The following is a 14,590-nucleotide window of genomic DNA, read 5'->3' on the forward strand; positions in this document are numbered from 1 at the left end:
CTGCACACTCGGTAGGGATGGTGGCGCCCTGATATTCTCCCCGCCCACGCGGGGCTCCTCAAAATAAGACCGGCTCACCCCCTAGTGGAGGTGGCCGGTCTTGGCTTTAATAAAGCTAGCTACTTACGCCTTGTACTGGTTGATCAGTGCGTTGAGCTGAGCCAGGAATGGAGCGCCCTGTGCAGAGTGCAGGAATACTCCAAGAATGCCACCAAGGGCGCCTAGAACACCAAGCACTGCAAGGAATCCGCCAGCAGAAGAACCGGTAGCAGGCTCTTCAACAGCAGGGGTAACAACTGGCTGAGAGAAGGTGGTGCCAGCGTCGGTTTCGATCTTGAGCTCGGATACACCTTCTGGAACGGTCAGGGTGACGGTTGCGGTACCAGTGGTGTCCAGCTTAGGGATGATGGTGTTGTCCACCGGAGCGGTAACAGTCTCGGAACCGAGGGTTACGGTGACGTTGGAAGGAGTTGCCTCGCGGCCGGTGTAGGAAAGAGCAGAGAGATCAACAGTGAGCTCTTCGCCTGGGATCAGGGAGCCATCCTCGGCAAGTGCAGCGCCGGAAAGCTTGATACCTACGGATGCCTGGTTGGAGCGGACCTCAACACCAGTGTTAGATGCAAGGTAAGTGTTGAAAATGTCAAGATCAACAATGCCGGACTCGATGAAGGATCCCTTGGCAAAAGCGGTGAAACCGTCGCCGCCGCTGAGCAGGAAGGAAGAACCTGTAATGCGGTAAGTCTTGGTCAGATCGATTGGTTCGCCGTTAACGGTGACATGAGTGATTCGCTCACCCTGTGCAGCGTCTGGGTTGTAGGAGTACTGCACGTTGTTGGAAAGGCCCAAAGCCAAACGTGGGCGGTCAGCTGCAGGATCCTTCCACTGCTGCTCAAGTGCCTCAACAAAATCCGCACCGGTGATATCAACAGCACCGTAGGTGTTGGCGAAGGGCTGAACAACATACGCCTCAGCGAAGGTAACGTCGCCCTTCTCTAAATCTTCACGGACGCCACCAGCGTTCATAACTCCGATGTCGGCATTAAGGCTGGACATGTCATTAATTGCCTGTAGGCCGGCTTCAGCGATGAGGTTGTTCAGGGAGGACTCAACACCACGGTTGGTGCCGGTAGCACCTGCTGCATCTGCACCACGGAAGAAGGAGTTGTCGATGGTAGCGACAACCTTTGCGCCTTCAGCTTCGGAAGCGGTCACAGCAGCATCAACGATGGCAGAAACAGCCATGTTTGGAACTGCACAAGCTGCAGAAGCCTCAGCTGCTGGCACATTCTTTGCAGAAATCTCGGTGATCTTCTTAGCGGTGGAATCGAAGGAAATCTCTACATCAGAGACAAACTTGCCGTATTCCATGCCCTGGATAACAACCAAAGGCTCCTTGCCTTCACGAGGAGCACCGGTTTCAATGCGCTTTTCATGGGTGTGGCCTGCAAAAACAACGTCAACGTTGTTGGAGAAGGCATCGGAAGCCTTAGCTGGGGAGTGCATCAAAGCGATAACCACGTCAGCTTCACCAGCAGAAACAAGGCGGTCAGCTTCGGTGTTTACAGCGTTGAGGTCATTGGTGAAGGAAATGCCAGGAATGCCAGCTGGGGAAACCAAGGTGGAGGTCTCGTCGGTAACGGTACCGACATAAGCAACACGCACACCATCCATCTCAACAATGTGAGAAGCTGCAGGGGAAGGGGTTCCGCCCTCAACGTTTGCGCCCAGGTATGGGAAATCGGCCAAGCCGGTACCATCCAGGGAAACACGCTCGGTTAGGTCCTCATAGCCCCGGTCAAACTCGTGGTTGCCCAGTGCAGAAGCTTCAACGCCAATGGCATTAAGTGCAGCCAAGGTTGGAGCGTCCTTCAGGATGGAGGACACAAAAGGAGAACCACCAATGTTGTCACCAACAGTAATAAGACTGGTGTTGGGGTTCGCCGCGCGCTCGGAGTCAACATAGCAAGCAAGTCCTACTGCACCCATTTCAGTGATGACACCCTTGTCATCAGCCTGCTCAATGTGGCCGTGGAAGTCGGTTACGCCAAGGATGTTGAGTTCAACATTTGCTTCTTGAGCAGAAGCTGGGACTACAAATGCGCTTACGCTCACTGCTGCGGTGGAAACGATCGCAAGGGCTGCGCGGGAAAGCCTCTTCATTAAATTCTCCTGAGAAAGAGCATATAAAACGTGAAATTTCTTTACTGATGTATTGAATCCCACTGAGAATTTAATGAGCTGGGGCTTTATGTAGGGGCTAGGTGATATTTAATAAGAGTTCACCTTAAGCGCACCTGAGATTAATCTTCCGCCCCCATTTAGGGGCAACACCGCTTACTTTCCCAAGCGCTTCAGCAGTCCCAGACAGGCCCTGAAATAAGCCCCATATACTGCATTAACGATCTTATTGGAGCCGATTGAACCCAGGTTTGGGTTATCCAAACGCCATTCCATCTTTTCCAAATACTGAGCAGCATTAAGCTGCGCCAGCTGCTGAGTGCGCTTGCGTAACTTAAAAATAGCTGGGAGATCGCGAAGTAAAAGTCGCAAAGATTTAACCTTCAACCCCACACGGTCTTCCTTGGAAGCAATCGCCCACAGCCCGAGGTTCACACCCAAAATCTGTGGCACCAAAACTGCTAGCAAAGGCAGCGGCAGCACACTCAGCAACAACACGTGGCGGTTTCGCTCAATATAAATCCACTTATAATCGCCCTTGGCGTAATCATAATGGTGGGTCACATAAGCAGAGTGCAGCAGGCCAATCTTGCCGCCGGCAAGCAACAAGCGCGCAGAGAAGTCAGTGTCCTCGTGGTACATAAAGTACATTTCCTCCATGCCACCAAGGCGCTGCCACCACTGGGTACGCACCACCAAGCACGCACCGGAGGCAATGGAGATCTCACTTACTTCTTCATCATCAAATTCGGGTTCCTCATCAAGTCCGGTCACCCAGGACAAACCTGAGATATGCAGGGCATTTCCCGCAGAGTTGATGGTGCCATCGGGAAGCAGCAGATAAGGCATAAAGGCAGCCCACTGCTCATCTACGCGGCGCAAAGAATTAAAAAGTGAGGGATCGTCAATGACGGTATCGGGGTTGAGGAAGAAGAGTAAATCTACATCATCGGCAATGGCTGCAGCTCCTACATTGCAGCCGGCAGCAAAGCCACCATTATCGTGGTTAATAATTTCCACGCCATGAGCACGCAGTCGCTCGCCCACCATGGATTCCAGCACCCAGGGTTTGCGATTGTCCACAACCACTACACGGTCGCCGTCTTTAAGCTGCGGGGCAAAGGAATCGACTAGATTCGCCACATCTTGTTCGTGTCCATAAGAGACAATAACTACACCGATGCGTTGGTTGCTCATCAAAAATCCAGGCTCCTTTTGCTTTTGCACGTGGGCACTAGCTTACCTTGCCCCGCAGGCTACTCCCCCTCAACTCGGGCAATGCTCTTATGCAAAGTTCGGTTAATCCCCTCAGTGAGGGTGTGCCGGGAGGACTTCTTCTCAAAAATTATGGCGCGCATTCCCATATAAGCAATTTGATCAGCAGCCTGATTCAGCGGATCACCAGCATGGCCCAGCACGCGGGCAACCTCCACCTCGCAATGGTCTTCCAGGTCCAACCAAGCATCTTTAAAATGCGAGCGCGCTGCAGAAGAAATTCCGCGCCAGCGTTGGCCGGTTTTACTGCGCCGCGGATTAGCATTAAGAATGTAATCAATCGCCTCCAGAGCAGCCTTACTATCGGTTTCAATCCGCGCCTGCTCTGCACCCACCTTCTTCAAATACTCCAGCGCGTGGGTGATGCTCTCCAATTCCAATTCATCTGAAGAGGCAGCAGTATCTGCGGTTTCCAGCAGATAATCGCCATTGGCAGCCACAAAGCACATTGCCCCACGAAAGACCCCATCGGTGGAAGCATCCGTCGCAACGCGTAAAGGTCCGGTAGGCAACACACCTTCGCTCACCGAATACCGTGGCCACCAATGGGCCTCTTGGCGCTCTTTGGCGCGCGGGGCGCGCTCGACGGCTTCGCCGATCTTCTTGGCCTTGTAATGTGCGGACTGCTCAGCCCGGCGCGAAATGGCCGAGGCCTTAACGCCGGCGCGGTTTTCTTCGGCAAAACTGCCGGTAACCAGGAAGTTTTGGCGTACCAGCTCCGAGCGCAACGCGCCTTGACGCCGGCCCACCACAATCCACGCCTCGCCTTGCACCCCACGCAGGCCGGATTTAAGCGCAGAGATGGTGCGGGGCACCACATCGCCGTTTTTGGTTTGGCCGTTGCGCACAAAACGTGCCTTTGCGGAGTCCACGGCAATAACCCACCCTTCGATTTTCCCGGAGGCAGCGGATTCCCAAGGGACTTCCCAGAGCGCAATCGCGACATGTACCGGCCGGTTGATCATCTCGGGGGTGATCTTGCGCGATTGGTAGGTGCGCGATTGGGTACCTGCCAGCTGCTCGAGGTCGATGGATTTCATGTTGATCAAGTTATCATTAGCTTTGTCAGCCCTATCGAAGGGGAATATTCATCTTTATGCACTAGGCTCATTTTTATCATGGATGCAACTCAAAAAAACGACTTTACAGACACCTGGTTGGTCGTTCCCTGCTATAACGAGGGCACAGTCATCAGGGAAGTGCTAGAAAACGCTCTGCAAACTTTCCCCAATATTGTGGCCGTTAATGATGGATCTCCAGATAATTCCGCGGAGGAGATCCATGCTGCAGGCGCGCATTTGGTGAATCATCCGGTCAATCTGGGCCAGGGTGCGGCTATTCAAACTGGTATTGAATATGCCCGCGCGCAGCCTGGGGCTAAGTATTTTGTCACCTTTGATGCCGATGGCCAGCACCAGGTCAAGGACGTAGTGACAATGGTGGAGCGTCTACGCAAGGAACCACTCGATATTATCGTTGGCACCCGCTTTGGCCGTCCGCGCAAGGATACTGACCAGGTTCCGCTGATCAAGCGCATTGTATTGCGCACGGTGGTGCTGCTTTCGCCGAAGACTCGCAAGCTGGGGCTGACAGATGCCCATAATGGTCTGCGTGTGTTCAACCAAAAGGTGGCGCAGGAACTGAATATCCGCATGAACGGCATGTCCCATGCCTCTGAGATTGTTGATCAAATTGCTGTCAAGGGATGGCGGATTTCCGAAGAACCCGTTGATATCCTCTACACCGAATATTCCATGAGTAAGGGCCAGTCCCTCCTCAACGGTGTCAATATTCTTGCCGACGGCTTCCTTGCAAGGAGACTTCCATGACCCAGACCACCACTCAAATTGTTATTCAGGTGCTGCTGCTCCTGGCCACCGCCGCGCTGGCGCTTTATTTTCTGAAGAATCGCCGCAAGGCTCGCGCCAAGGCGTGGGTGAAGATCGGATTTTTGTTCTTCGTGGCAGCCGCAGTGTGGGCGGTTTTGCGCCCCAATGATCTCACCACCGTCGCGCACTTAGTGGGTGTGGATCGTGGCACTGACCTCATGCTTTATGGCTTGGTGGTGGCGTTTATGTTCACCACGCTTTCCAGTTATGTGCGTTTCCGCGAACAGGAATTGCGCTATTCCAAGCTGGCCCGCGCCGTAGCCCTGCAAAACCCAGTGCTTCCAGATAAAAAAGAAGACGCTTAACGACGAATACCTGCCCCAAGGGGCAGGTTTTTTGCGTTAGGTGTTTTTAGTGAGTGCGGAAATACTCAACAGTATTGGCAACACCCTGCTTGATATCAACCTGTGGCTCCCAGCCCAGGATTTCCTTGGCCTTGGTGAAGCTCAGAGCGCTGCGCGGAACATCGCCGAGGCGAGCTGGTGCGTATTCAGGATCATCAGCGGAACCGGCAGCCTCTGCCACGAGGGAGTGTAGCTGGCGGTCGGAGGTTTCCACGGAGGTGCCAATGTTGAAGCGCTCTCCCCCACCGATTTCACCGGAGGCCAGGTAGAAGGCACGAACAACGTCACCCACGTAAACGTAGTCACGAGTGTTGCCACCATCACCAAAGACCTTGGTGTCCTGATTATTTAGCAGACGCTGGGAGAAGATAGCTACCACGCCAGCCTCGCCATGTGGATCCTGGCGAGGGCCATAAACATTTGCGGGTGCAATGTGGGAGCAGTCCAGGCCATAAAGGTGGCGGAAGGTATTGAGGTAAATTTCACCAGACACCTTGGATGCTGCATAAGGAGAATGTGGATCCACAGGCACAGTTTCATTAACTGGGAACTCAGTGGGCTCACCGTAGATGGATCCACCTGAGGAGGTGAAGACAATCTTGCGCACATTATTCTTGCGCGCTGCATCTGCAATGCGGATGGTGGCCAAAATATTGGTCTGTGCATCGTGGATGGGGTCTACTACAGAGTGGCGCACGTCGATCTGGGCTGCGAGGTGGAAAATTACCTCGGGGTGGTGCTCAGCCAGGAAGGCTTCAAAATCAACGTCCAGCAGATCTGCCTTAACAAAGGTAACCTTGCCGGTTTCCTGAGCTGCTTCCAGGTTTTCCAAGCGGCCGCGGGAAAGATTGTCAATGACAACAACATCGTGGCCCTCCGAAATGAGGAGGTCTACAAGATGGGATCCGATAAAGCCGGCGCCGCCGGTAACTACTGTACGCATGGGTGCAACTTTAGCCTGATTTCACAGCTTGCGCGCAGTTATACTCACCAGCACCAAACAGAGCATTGCCATGAAAACACCAAATCCCAACATCTCTGGATAACTAAACCAGGCATTAAGTTTGGTCAAGATAGCTGGGAAAACCATGCCGGAATAAGCCAAGCAATAGAAAATTCCGCTCAACCCCGCCATATCGGAGGGCGTTGCAATATTTTGCGTCTCGGCCAAACCCATAAACATGCAGAGTCCGTAGGTAAGGCCTAAGAACACTCCCACCAGCAAGGCCCACCATGGGTGCGGATGCAGGGAAATTAAGAAAGCTCCAGACATTCCCACCACCGCCACGATCATGGCCAAAATTGGACCGCGGGTTTTAGAGTTTCCCATAATCTGCGGACCAAATTGTTGAATGGTAAATCCTGAACCCAAGGTGACCAGCGCTAGAAGTGCAGAATAGGCAATCGGGGCAGAGACCATCTCATGCATCAAAGTTGGAATCACCGCATAGGAGGTAAAGCCCGCACCAAAAACCCAGGGCGCAATGGGAGCAACCACAAGAAGGAAACGGCGGTTAAGGGCAGAGGGAACCAACACATCTGCCCAAAAAGAACCTTTGAGGCCGTGATGGGCAGTTTGTCTGGTTTCGGGAGCAGTCAGCAACAAAGGCAAAAGCACGAGCGACAAAATAATGTGCAAAATATAGGCCATCTGCCCAGGTAGTGGCAGCCATTGCGCCATGGAACCGGCAACAGCTGGACCCAAGGCAAAGCCGGCGGTCAAAGACATCGACGCCCTTTTAGCACCGATGCCTTTTTTAATGCCGGGTTCAAAACGCGGGGAGGCAAGCTCCTTAATCCAGGCGCCACCGGCTGTCATCACCATGCCAACTGCGATGCCAGAAAGTACACGGCCAGCTGCAATTAGTAATGCGGTGTTTTCACCACCTGCAATAAGTGCGGAACCAATAGCTGCGATAATCGGCGCAGGCAACATGATAGTGCGCCTGCCCAGACGGTCTGAAAGTGGCCCGGCAGCAAGCAGTCCTACGCCCACACCGATGGCATAGTAGACTAGGAGTAAATCGATAAAGAGATTGCTGAATACGCCTTCTTGGCGATAAAACACCAAAAGCGGGGTGAACTCATTGCCACCCCATGCCACGGTGAAGATAGATAGCGCTACCGCCAACCAGACTTGCCTTTGCCCGCGTTTATTCTCAGCCATGTTCGACATGTTATGCGCATCACACTATTTTGGTGGCTTAAATTGCCAGCAATTGTTCTTCCCGCCTTATAAGGGGGTACCCTACCCCACCCTCGCCTGGGGCCTCTGGGGCTGCCGGGCGAGGGCGCGTCGAAAAGCGCCTGCTTTTAGTGGCCGCGCTTAACCCACTCTTCAAGGTGTGGGGCTTCGGCGCCGACGCTGGTGTGGTCGCCGTGGCCGGTGCGCACGGTGGTTTCGGCGGGAAGATCCAGGATCGAGGTTTTGAGGGACTCGATAATGGTGTCAAAGGAGCTGTACTTGCGTCCCGTGGCGCCGGGTCCGCCCTGGAAAAGGGTGTCGCCGGAGAAAAGCTCATTAGCCTCGGGAATGTAGAAGCAGCTGGAGCCCGGTGAGTGACCTGGGGTGTTCAACACGATGAGGTCGGTGCCAGCAATCTGGAATTTCTGGCCATTGCTGAGTTCCTCGTGGCCAAGATCGCCGTGGGTTTCCTCCCAAAGCATTTGGTCGCCGGGGTGCACGAAGATCGGAGCATCAAATTCCGCTGCCAGCTGGGGTGCGACAGTGATGTGATCATTGTGCGCGTGGGTGCACAAAATGCCCTTGACGGTGCGTCCGCCGACAGCCTCGATGATGGGGGCGGCGTCGTGTGCGGCGTCAATAATGAATACCTCGGAGTCATTGCCGATCACCCAAATATTATTATCTACCTGCCATTCTCCGCCGTCGAGGGCGAAGATGCCGGAGGTAACAATATTTTCTACCCGCAATCCTTCATGTGCCATTAGAGCTCCACCACCGAACGCAGCACATCGCCGGCCTTCATGGTGGCAAAAGCTTCTTCCACGTCATCCAGGCCAATGCGCTCGGAAACGAACTTATCCAATGGGAAACGGCCCTGAAGGTGCAGGTCAACATAGGTTGGGAAGTCACGCTCTGGCAGGCAGTCGCCATACCAAGCTGGGCGCAGGGAGCCACCGCGGCCGTAGAAATCAATGGCGGGGACGTCAATATGAGAGGTGAGGTTTGGCACGCCCACCATCACCATGCGGCCAGCGAAGTCACGGGAGTAAAAAGCCTGCTGCCAGGTTGGCATAATGCCCACTGCGTCGATGGTGACATCGGTACCAAAACCGCCGGTGAGCTCGCGAACCTTGGCCACAACCTCGGACTCATTGCCCTCGCCGGAGAGCTTGGAGGAATCAATAACGTCAGTTGCGCCGAATTCCTTGGCCCACTCCAACTTCTTGGCGTCAATATCGACAGCAATAATCTTGGAAGCACCGGCAAGCTTAGCGCCAGCAATTGCAGCCATGCCCACGCCGCCGAGGCCAAAGACTGCCACGGACTCGCCACGCTTAATGTCTGCGGTATTCACAGCAGCGCCGAGACCAGCCATAATGCCGCAACCAAGCAGACCGGCAGCAGCTGGATCCTCTTCCGGATTCACCTTGGTGCACTGGCCCTCGTGCACGATGGTCTTTTCCAGGAATGCACCAATCCCCAGAGCTGGGGAAAGCTCGGTGCCGTCCTCCAGGGTCATCTTCTTGGATGCATTGTGGGTGTTAAAGCAGTACTTAGGCTCGCCCTTCTTACATGCACGGCACTCGCCACACACTGCACGCCAGTTCAGGACCACAAAATCGCCAACGGCAACATGGGTTACGGCAGATCCAACCTCTTCCACAATGCCGGAAGCCTCATGGCCAAGAAGATAAGGGAATTCATCTGAGATATCGCCATTGCGATAAGCGAGGTCAGTGTGGCAAACACCGCAGGCCTGGATCTTAACGATGACATCATTGGCACCGGGATCAGGGACAACCACATTGGTCTTTACAACAGGTTCACCTTTGCTTAGTGCGACGATGCCAGAAACGATGGAACTCATGGACACATCCTTTTTCAATAAACTTTCAGTACGTCCACCAGACTACCTACTAATCCGGTTTGTCCCCCAACACTTCTCGACGCGCCCCTGCCGCGCTACTCATCCACCCCAGCTAAAGCGAGGTTTGCCGTCCACTTCTTGAGCTCTCGCGGGCTTTTAAAACGCACAATTTGCAGCTGAGGATTCTCTTTTTGCACATCCGGAAGAGTCCGCTTTAAATCTTTACGACTTTGCCACGCCCAGCGCAGAATATGGTCTGGATCTTTGAAAATTGTCCATAGTGGAGGCTCAATATTGTTATTCCACAAGAGTTTTTTACTAACGCTTCTAAAAAGGGTGCGTTGAGTTAAGCGCCGCATTTGCACCGAGGTCTGAAAATCTAGCCACAGCAAAGTATCAGCGCGAGCTGCGATTAGAGGCCGCGCCTGTGGATATTGATATTCACAAATCCACTGTTCACCAGCGATAAACTCGCTTAGCTCTGGCAGGAAGCTGGGCCGTGGAGTCCATTGTTCGCCATGGTAAAGGCTATCCAATTCAACTCGTGGATAACCCAGAATCCCTTCCAATTGCTGGCAGAGAGTAGTTTTTCCCACTCCGCTTCCGCCTGCTACTGCAATACGTTGTGGTTTTTTCATGTTTTTAAAACCCTTGAAAGTAGATAATGGACTTAGCATATTTCCACACCTCTTCCACTGACCACAAAGGTTGTGACAATCGTGAAAACAGCACGGATACTTGCCTGCATTTCTTGGAGTGCTTTGTTGGTGGCCTGCAGTACTGAAACACCCGCCCCGCTGGTGTCCGATACCTCGACAACTGCAGCTACTACTACCGCTGCTACTGCACCTGTCAACCCTTTGCTTGGAGTTCAAACTTTGCCGATCGCCGGAACTCCTGATTCCGAGATCACCTTTAGCGTTATTTCCGATCATTTTGCTGCCGAAGCACCGCTGAGCTGGTCAGTCATTGGAGGTGGCGTGGGAAATGGCAACTCTTTGCGCGAAGGTGTGGTGTTTTTCCACTATGGGCAGCCCATTAACGAGCCCCAACCACTCATGCAAGAACATGTTGTTTCGGTGGAGTTGCTGGATGAATCCACCGCAAAAGTTTCCTATGACATCCTCAACGGACCACGCGCAGCCGGTATAACCATCCCCGGTGCCGCCACTTTTAAGCTAAATCCCCAAGGCACCTTGGACATCATTGAAAATACTTTGCCTGCGGTGGCTAATGAGGCTGGGCTACAAGTTGATGTGAGTGGCCTGCAATCGGCTTCTTAGAGAGTGTGCGGTGTGTGCTCAGTGTGTACGCAATGCACCCGCTGAACTGAAAAAGGCCACTTTCCAATTTTGGAAAGTGGCCTTGAACTGGGATTTTATTGGAGCCGCTTGCGAGAATCGAACTCGCGACCTTCTCATTACGAGTGAGATGCTCTACCGACTGAGCTAAAGCGGCACGGTAGATTTACCGATTCGCTACTTTACCTGAAAGGATCTGCACTTCAATAATTCGGGTGGATTATGTCACCTTATAGGCCTTGCGCAGGCGTCCTACCAGCGCATCCATGGCTACAACGGGGCGCACATTGAAGCCAAAAGACTCCCGACAATGCGAGATGGCATCCAAGCACGCAACTAAACCTTCGGGGCTGACCCGAGAGGCTAATTCTTGGGAGAGACCTTCCATATCGGGATGGGTGAGCCCCACAGTTGCTTGGGATGAAATCATCAACGCATCGCGATAAATCCCGGCGAGGTCAATAAGCGCAAGATCGAGGCTATCGCGCAGGAATCGGGTACGACGCTTCTTTTGATTTTCTTCAAGTTCTTTAATTTGGGAAGAGGTACCTTTTAAAGCTTTTTGAGCGCCTTTACCCTTGGCACCCATGCCCAAACTATTACGCAGCTTTTCAAGTTCTTCTTCATCACGAGCAGCAAGGGATTCTTGTGATTCCTTTTCTATACCTTTCACCAGAGTATTTACCGCTCTAAAAGCTGCATCTCCGTGGTAGATCAACTCAGCCAGGTTTAAAATATTGCTTCTTCTCACCTGTGCACTTTGATTGAGCGCCAAATAGCGTGCTCTTCCAATGTGCCCAGCAGACGCCGCAGCAGCTAGCTCTGCATCGGCTTGGCTAACTTTTCCTTCCGCCACCAAGATTCTGGCCACTTCAGCAATGGTGGGGGTCGGGATATAGATATGCCGGCATCGAGACCGCAATGTAACGGCAATGTCTCGGGGATCAGTAGACGGCGCACACAAGATAATAATGGTGCGCTCTGGCGGTTCCTCTACGGTTTTCAATAAAGCATTGGCTGCGCCTTCAGAAAGACGGTCTGCATCTTCAATAATGATCACTCGCCACTTGGCAACAGAAGGCATACGAGCTGCATCATTGATAACCGAGCGCATACTCGCCACCGAGATCACTAATTCTTGGGGGATGATATGCACCACGTCAGAATGAGCGTCACGCATGGCCAAGCGACAATCCTCACATTGTCCACAGCCCACAACATCTGGATTTGAACATACTAAGGCTGCAGCAAAGGCTTTGGCGGCTACTGAACGCCCTGACCCGGGTGGACCAGTGAACAGCCAGGAATGGGTAAAAGTGGCGTCATTGAGTGGGCCGGGGGCACCTGCCCGCTCCCCGGTGGAGGCAATGTGGCGGGCTGCGGTGGCGGCGTCGATAAGCGTGGTTTGTACCGATTTTGGTCCCGCTAGTCTGTCGAAGACACTATTTTTGCTCACCCACTCCACACTACTTCCCATGTGATCGGCTGTGGCACGTTAGAGTATTGATCATGAGTCGAATGCTGAGGGCACTTAAATGGCTGTGGGGCACCTCGTGGCCTCTCTATGCCGCGACGGTGCTTGGCACAAACGTACTCGGTGCGCTCGCAATCATGCTTTTTGTGCGCTTCCTTGTACCGCAGCCAGATGCGTCCAATTTTAATGCCGAGATCTCCTACCTCCCTGCTGTGGGTGTTGCTTATCTTGCCTTTGCCGTCGTGGCTGGCATGGTGGTGACCTTCCTCATGTTCCGCCCGGTGTTGGAATGGCAGCGCCACCCCGATGAGCACGATCCCAATATGGTGCGCAATTTGGTTATGCGCATCCCGATTTACCAGGCAATTTTATGCGCAGTGGTGTGGCTGATTGGTATTGCGATCGCCACCTTTATTACAGCACGTATTTCCCTAAGCCTGGCTGCGGTGGTGGCCGTTTCAACTCTGATGGCTGGCGCCATTGTGGTGATGCTGACTTATTTGGAAGCTGAACGCCTTGTGCGGCCCGTCGCGGCTTCTGCTCTGGCTCGCCGATTTGAGGATTCCACGTTGGAGCCTCCAGTGAGCCAGCGCCTGCGTCTGACCTGGGTGATGACCATTGGCATGCCAGTGATCGGAATTTTGCTGCTGATGCTTGGTTATAACCAAGGAATTTTTGGCACCGATGCTGCCAAAATTCTGCCCGCGATTGGTGCGCTCGGTGTTGTTGCTTTGGTGACTGGTTATTTGGGCACACGCCTGGTGGTGTCCTCGGTTGTTGACCCCATCTTGGAGCTGCAAGAAGCTATTAATAGGGTGCGCCGTGGCGATACCGATGTCCAGGTTGATATTTATGATGGCTCGGAAATCGGCGTTTTGCAGGCTGGTTTTAATGAGATGATGCGTGGCCTGCGTGAACGCCAACGCGTGCGCGACCTTTTTGGACGTTATGTGGGTACCGAGGTTGCTCGCCGTGCATTGGAGGAACGCCCTACCTTGGGTGGCGAGGACCGCAAGGTTGCTGTCCTCTTCGTAGACGTCATCGGCTCTACGACCTTCGCGGTGAACCATACTCCAGAGGAAGTTGTGGGGGCGCTGAATGAGTTTTTTGAGCACGTTGTGGAGGTTGTGCACCGCAACAAGGGTGTTATCAACAAGTTCCAGGGTGACGCCGCGCTGGCTATTTTCGGTGCTCCCCTGCCGCTCTCCGATGCAACCGGCCATGCCTTGGCAGCCGCCCGCGAGCTGCGCGTTGAGCTGAAGGATCTGCAGCTGAAGGCCGGCATTGGTGTTGCTGCTGGACACGTGGTGGCCGGACATATCGGTGGCCATGCGCGCTTTGAATACACGGTGATTGGCGATGCGGTGAACCAGGCTGCGCGCCTGACCGAGATTGCCAAGACTACTCCCGGCCGCACTGTCACCAACGCCTCTACCCTGCGCGAAGCCAATGAGGCGGAGCAAGCACGCTGGACGCTGATGAAGTCGGTTGAGCTGCGCGGACGTGGCCAGATGACCCAGCTGGCCCGGCCTATTCGGCCGACTTTGGCGGACCGTTCTTAAAACGCTTTTCGACGAAAACCTCTTCATGCCCTGTAGCTTGCAAGCTGCGGGGCATTTTGGTCAATGTTCACCTGTGCGTGCCTGGGGATAATTCTTGATTATGGGGAGTTATCCACAGCTTTGTCACTGGCCTCTTGACACAATGGCCCGAAATAGGATTCACACCAATGCAGGTTGACCGTTGCTGAGTGTCTCTCGAGCTCATGAATATTGCTTAAAAGGCTCAACCGATCTTTTGTAAAGAAGTGGTCAATCTGGGATCTTGCTTAACCCAAAAGAACTGACCTCGTTGGTTTCCCAACGAGGTCAGTTCTTGTGTTTAGCCACTAGTGCATTGGCTTAGGCATTAGATGGATGACAACAAATCCATGCTGCTGCCGGTGCCTGCTACCAGGTCGTAGAAGCTGATGATCAGATCTACGAGGCTGTCAACAACGGTGGATCCTACGTATTCGAGATCATCGATTACGAGTGGTACTGGAAGGAAGTACATGGTGATTCTCCTTGAATGT

At 53.5% G+C, this 14,590-nt stretch carries 14 protein-coding genes and 1 tRNA gene; 4 read left to right on the forward strand and 11 right to left on the reverse strand.

From position 1 onward, the window contains the following. Window positions 1–123: 123 nt before the first annotated feature. The 3 genes from SFC07_RS04620 to SFC07_RS04630 all read right to left on the reverse strand — a co-directional run bounded on the left by SFC07_RS04620 (window position 124) and on the right by SFC07_RS04630 (window position 4,493). Window positions 124–2,160, reverse strand: coding sequence for a bifunctional metallophosphatase/5'-nucleotidase (locus SFC07_RS04620; protein WP_411207065.1), 2,037 nt, complete (start codon window positions 2,158–2,160; stop codon window positions 124–126). Window positions 2,161–2,334: 174 nt separating this feature from the next. After that, window positions 2,335–3,375, reverse strand: coding sequence for a glycosyltransferase family 2 protein (locus SFC07_RS04625; protein ID WP_411207066.1), 1,041 nt, complete (start codon window positions 3,373–3,375; stop codon window positions 2,335–2,337). Between the two features lie 59 nt (window positions 3,376–3,434). Further along, window positions 3,435–4,493, reverse strand: a complete 1,059-nt coding sequence (locus tag SFC07_RS04630; RefSeq protein WP_411207067.1) for a ribonuclease HI — start codon at window positions 4,491–4,493, stop codon at window positions 3,435–3,437. Between the two features lie 78 nt (window positions 4,494–4,571). Here SFC07_RS04630 and SFC07_RS04635 point away from each other — a divergent pair, with 78 nt between their 5' ends. Both SFC07_RS04635 and SFC07_RS04640 read left to right on the forward strand, forming a co-directional pair. After that, complete coding sequence (locus SFC07_RS04635; RefSeq protein ID WP_411207068.1) at window positions 4,572–5,282, forward strand: glycosyltransferase family 2 protein; 711 nt, start codon at window positions 4,572–4,574, stop codon at window positions 5,280–5,282. Continuing rightward, a complete protein-coding gene (locus SFC07_RS04640) occupies window positions 5,279–5,647 on the forward strand; it encodes a DUF2304 domain-containing protein (RefSeq protein ID WP_411207069.1) in 369 nt (122 codons plus the stop codon). The genes SFC07_RS04635 and SFC07_RS04640 overlap by 4 nt, the downstream gene beginning before the upstream one ends. A gap of 46 nt (window positions 5,648–5,693) precedes the next feature. Here the strand turns inward: SFC07_RS04640 and SFC07_RS04645 are convergent, their stop codons facing one another. From SFC07_RS04645 to SFC07_RS04665, 5 genes are all read right to left on the reverse strand, one after another. Further along, a complete protein-coding gene (locus SFC07_RS04645; RefSeq protein ID WP_411207070.1) occupies window positions 5,694–6,629 on the reverse strand; it encodes a GDP-mannose 4,6-dehydratase in 936 nt (311 codons plus the stop codon). Window positions 6,630–6,650: 21 nt separating this feature from the next. Next, window positions 6,651–7,862, reverse strand: a complete 1,212-nt coding sequence (locus SFC07_RS04650; RefSeq protein ID WP_411207071.1) for an MFS transporter — start codon at window positions 7,860–7,862, stop codon at window positions 6,651–6,653. Between the two features lie 137 nt (window positions 7,863–7,999). Beyond that, window positions 8,000–8,635: an MBL fold metallo-hydrolase gene (locus tag SFC07_RS04655; protein WP_411207072.1), complete on the reverse strand. Its 636-nt coding sequence runs from the start codon at window positions 8,633–8,635 to the stop codon at window positions 8,000–8,002. Beyond that, entirely contained in the window at window positions 8,635–9,741 is a 1,107-nt protein-coding gene (locus tag SFC07_RS04660; RefSeq protein ID WP_411207073.1) for an S-(hydroxymethyl)mycothiol dehydrogenase, read from the reverse strand. The genes SFC07_RS04655 and SFC07_RS04660 overlap by 1 nt, the downstream gene beginning before the upstream one ends. 95 nt (window positions 9,742–9,836) lie before the next feature. Beyond that, window positions 9,837–10,379: an AAA family ATPase gene (locus tag SFC07_RS04665; RefSeq protein ID WP_411207074.1), complete on the reverse strand. Its 543-nt coding sequence runs from the start codon at window positions 10,377–10,379 to the stop codon at window positions 9,837–9,839. Window positions 10,380–10,460: 81 nt separating this feature from the next. Between SFC07_RS04665 and SFC07_RS04670 the strand changes: the two genes are divergently transcribed. Beyond that, the gene (locus SFC07_RS04670) at window positions 10,461–11,024 is read left to right on the forward strand and encodes an LppP/LprE family lipoprotein (protein ID WP_411207075.1); all 564 of its coding nucleotides are present in this window, start codon (window positions 10,461–10,463) and stop codon (window positions 11,022–11,024) included. Window positions 11,025–11,123: 99 nt separating this feature from the next. On the opposite strand, the gene SFC07_RS04675 is transcribed toward SFC07_RS04670, so the two are convergent. Next, window positions 11,124–11,199 (reverse strand) — tRNA-Thr (locus tag SFC07_RS04675). Between the two features lie 63 nt (window positions 11,200–11,262). After that, the gene (locus SFC07_RS04680) at window positions 11,263–12,498 is read right to left on the reverse strand and encodes a DNA polymerase III subunit delta' (protein WP_411207076.1); all 1,236 of its coding nucleotides are present in this window, start codon (window positions 12,496–12,498) and stop codon (window positions 11,263–11,265) included. Window positions 12,499–12,551: 53 nt separating this feature from the next. Between SFC07_RS04680 and SFC07_RS04685 the strand changes: the two genes are divergently transcribed. Then, window positions 12,552–14,078 carry an adenylate/guanylate cyclase domain-containing protein gene (locus SFC07_RS04685; protein WP_411207077.1) on the forward strand — a complete coding sequence of 509 codons (1,527 nt, stop codon included), beginning with the start codon at window positions 12,552–12,554 and terminating at the stop codon, window positions 14,076–14,078. 346 nt (window positions 14,079–14,424) lie between these two features. On the opposite strand, the gene SFC07_RS04690 is transcribed toward SFC07_RS04685, so the two are convergent. Continuing rightward, window positions 14,425–14,571 (reverse strand): hypothetical protein, encoded by a 147-nt coding sequence (locus SFC07_RS04690; protein ID WP_411207078.1) that lies wholly within the window; start codon window positions 14,569–14,571, stop codon window positions 14,425–14,427. Between the last annotated feature and the right edge of the window lie 19 nt (window positions 14,572–14,590).

This window comes from Corynebacterium callunae (assembly GCF_046592015.1).
In the GTDB taxonomy this organism is placed as follows: Bacteria; Actinomycetota; Actinomycetes; order Mycobacteriales; family Mycobacteriaceae; genus Corynebacterium; species Corynebacterium callunae_A.

Coding starts and splice junctions, on each gene's coding strand:
- SFC07_RS04620 (WP_411207065.1), bottom strand. CDS start 2,160: ATGAAGAGGCTTTCCCGCGCAGCCCTTGCGATCGTTTCCACCGCAGCA.
- SFC07_RS04625 (WP_411207066.1), bottom strand. CDS start 3,375: ATGAGCAACCAACGCATCGGTGTAGTTATTGTCTCTTATGGACACGAA.
- SFC07_RS04630 (WP_411207067.1), bottom strand. CDS start 4,493: ATGAAATCCATCGACCTCGAGCAGCTGGCAGGTACCCAATCGCGCACC.
- SFC07_RS04635 (WP_411207068.1), top strand. CDS start 4,572: ATGGATGCAACTCAAAAAAACGACTTTACAGACACCTGGTTGGTCGTT.
- SFC07_RS04640 (WP_411207069.1), top strand. CDS start 5,279: ATGACCCAGACCACCACTCAAATTGTTATTCAGGTGCTGCTGCTCCTG.
- SFC07_RS04645 (WP_411207070.1), bottom strand. CDS start 6,629: ATGCGTACAGTAGTTACCGGCGGCGCCGGCTTTATCGGATCCCATCTT.
- SFC07_RS04650 (WP_411207071.1), bottom strand. CDS start 7,862: ATGTCGAACATGGCTGAGAATAAACGCGGGCAAAGGCAAGTCTGGTTG.
- SFC07_RS04655 (WP_411207072.1), bottom strand. CDS start 8,635: ATGGCACATGAAGGATTGCGGGTAGAAAATATTGTTACCTCCGGCATC.
- SFC07_RS04660 (WP_411207073.1), bottom strand. CDS start 9,741: ATGAGTTCCATCGTTTCTGGCATCGTCGCACTAAGCAAAGGTGAACCT.
- SFC07_RS04665 (WP_411207074.1), bottom strand. CDS start 10,379: ATGAAAAAACCACAACGTATTGCAGTAGCAGGCGGAAGCGGAGTGGGA.
- SFC07_RS04685 (WP_411207077.1), top strand. CDS start 12,552: ATGAGTCGAATGCTGAGGGCACTTAAATGGCTGTGGGGCACCTCGTGG.
- SFC07_RS04690 (WP_411207078.1), bottom strand. CDS start 14,571: ATGTACTTCCTTCCAGTACCACTCGTAATCGATGATCTCGAATACGTA.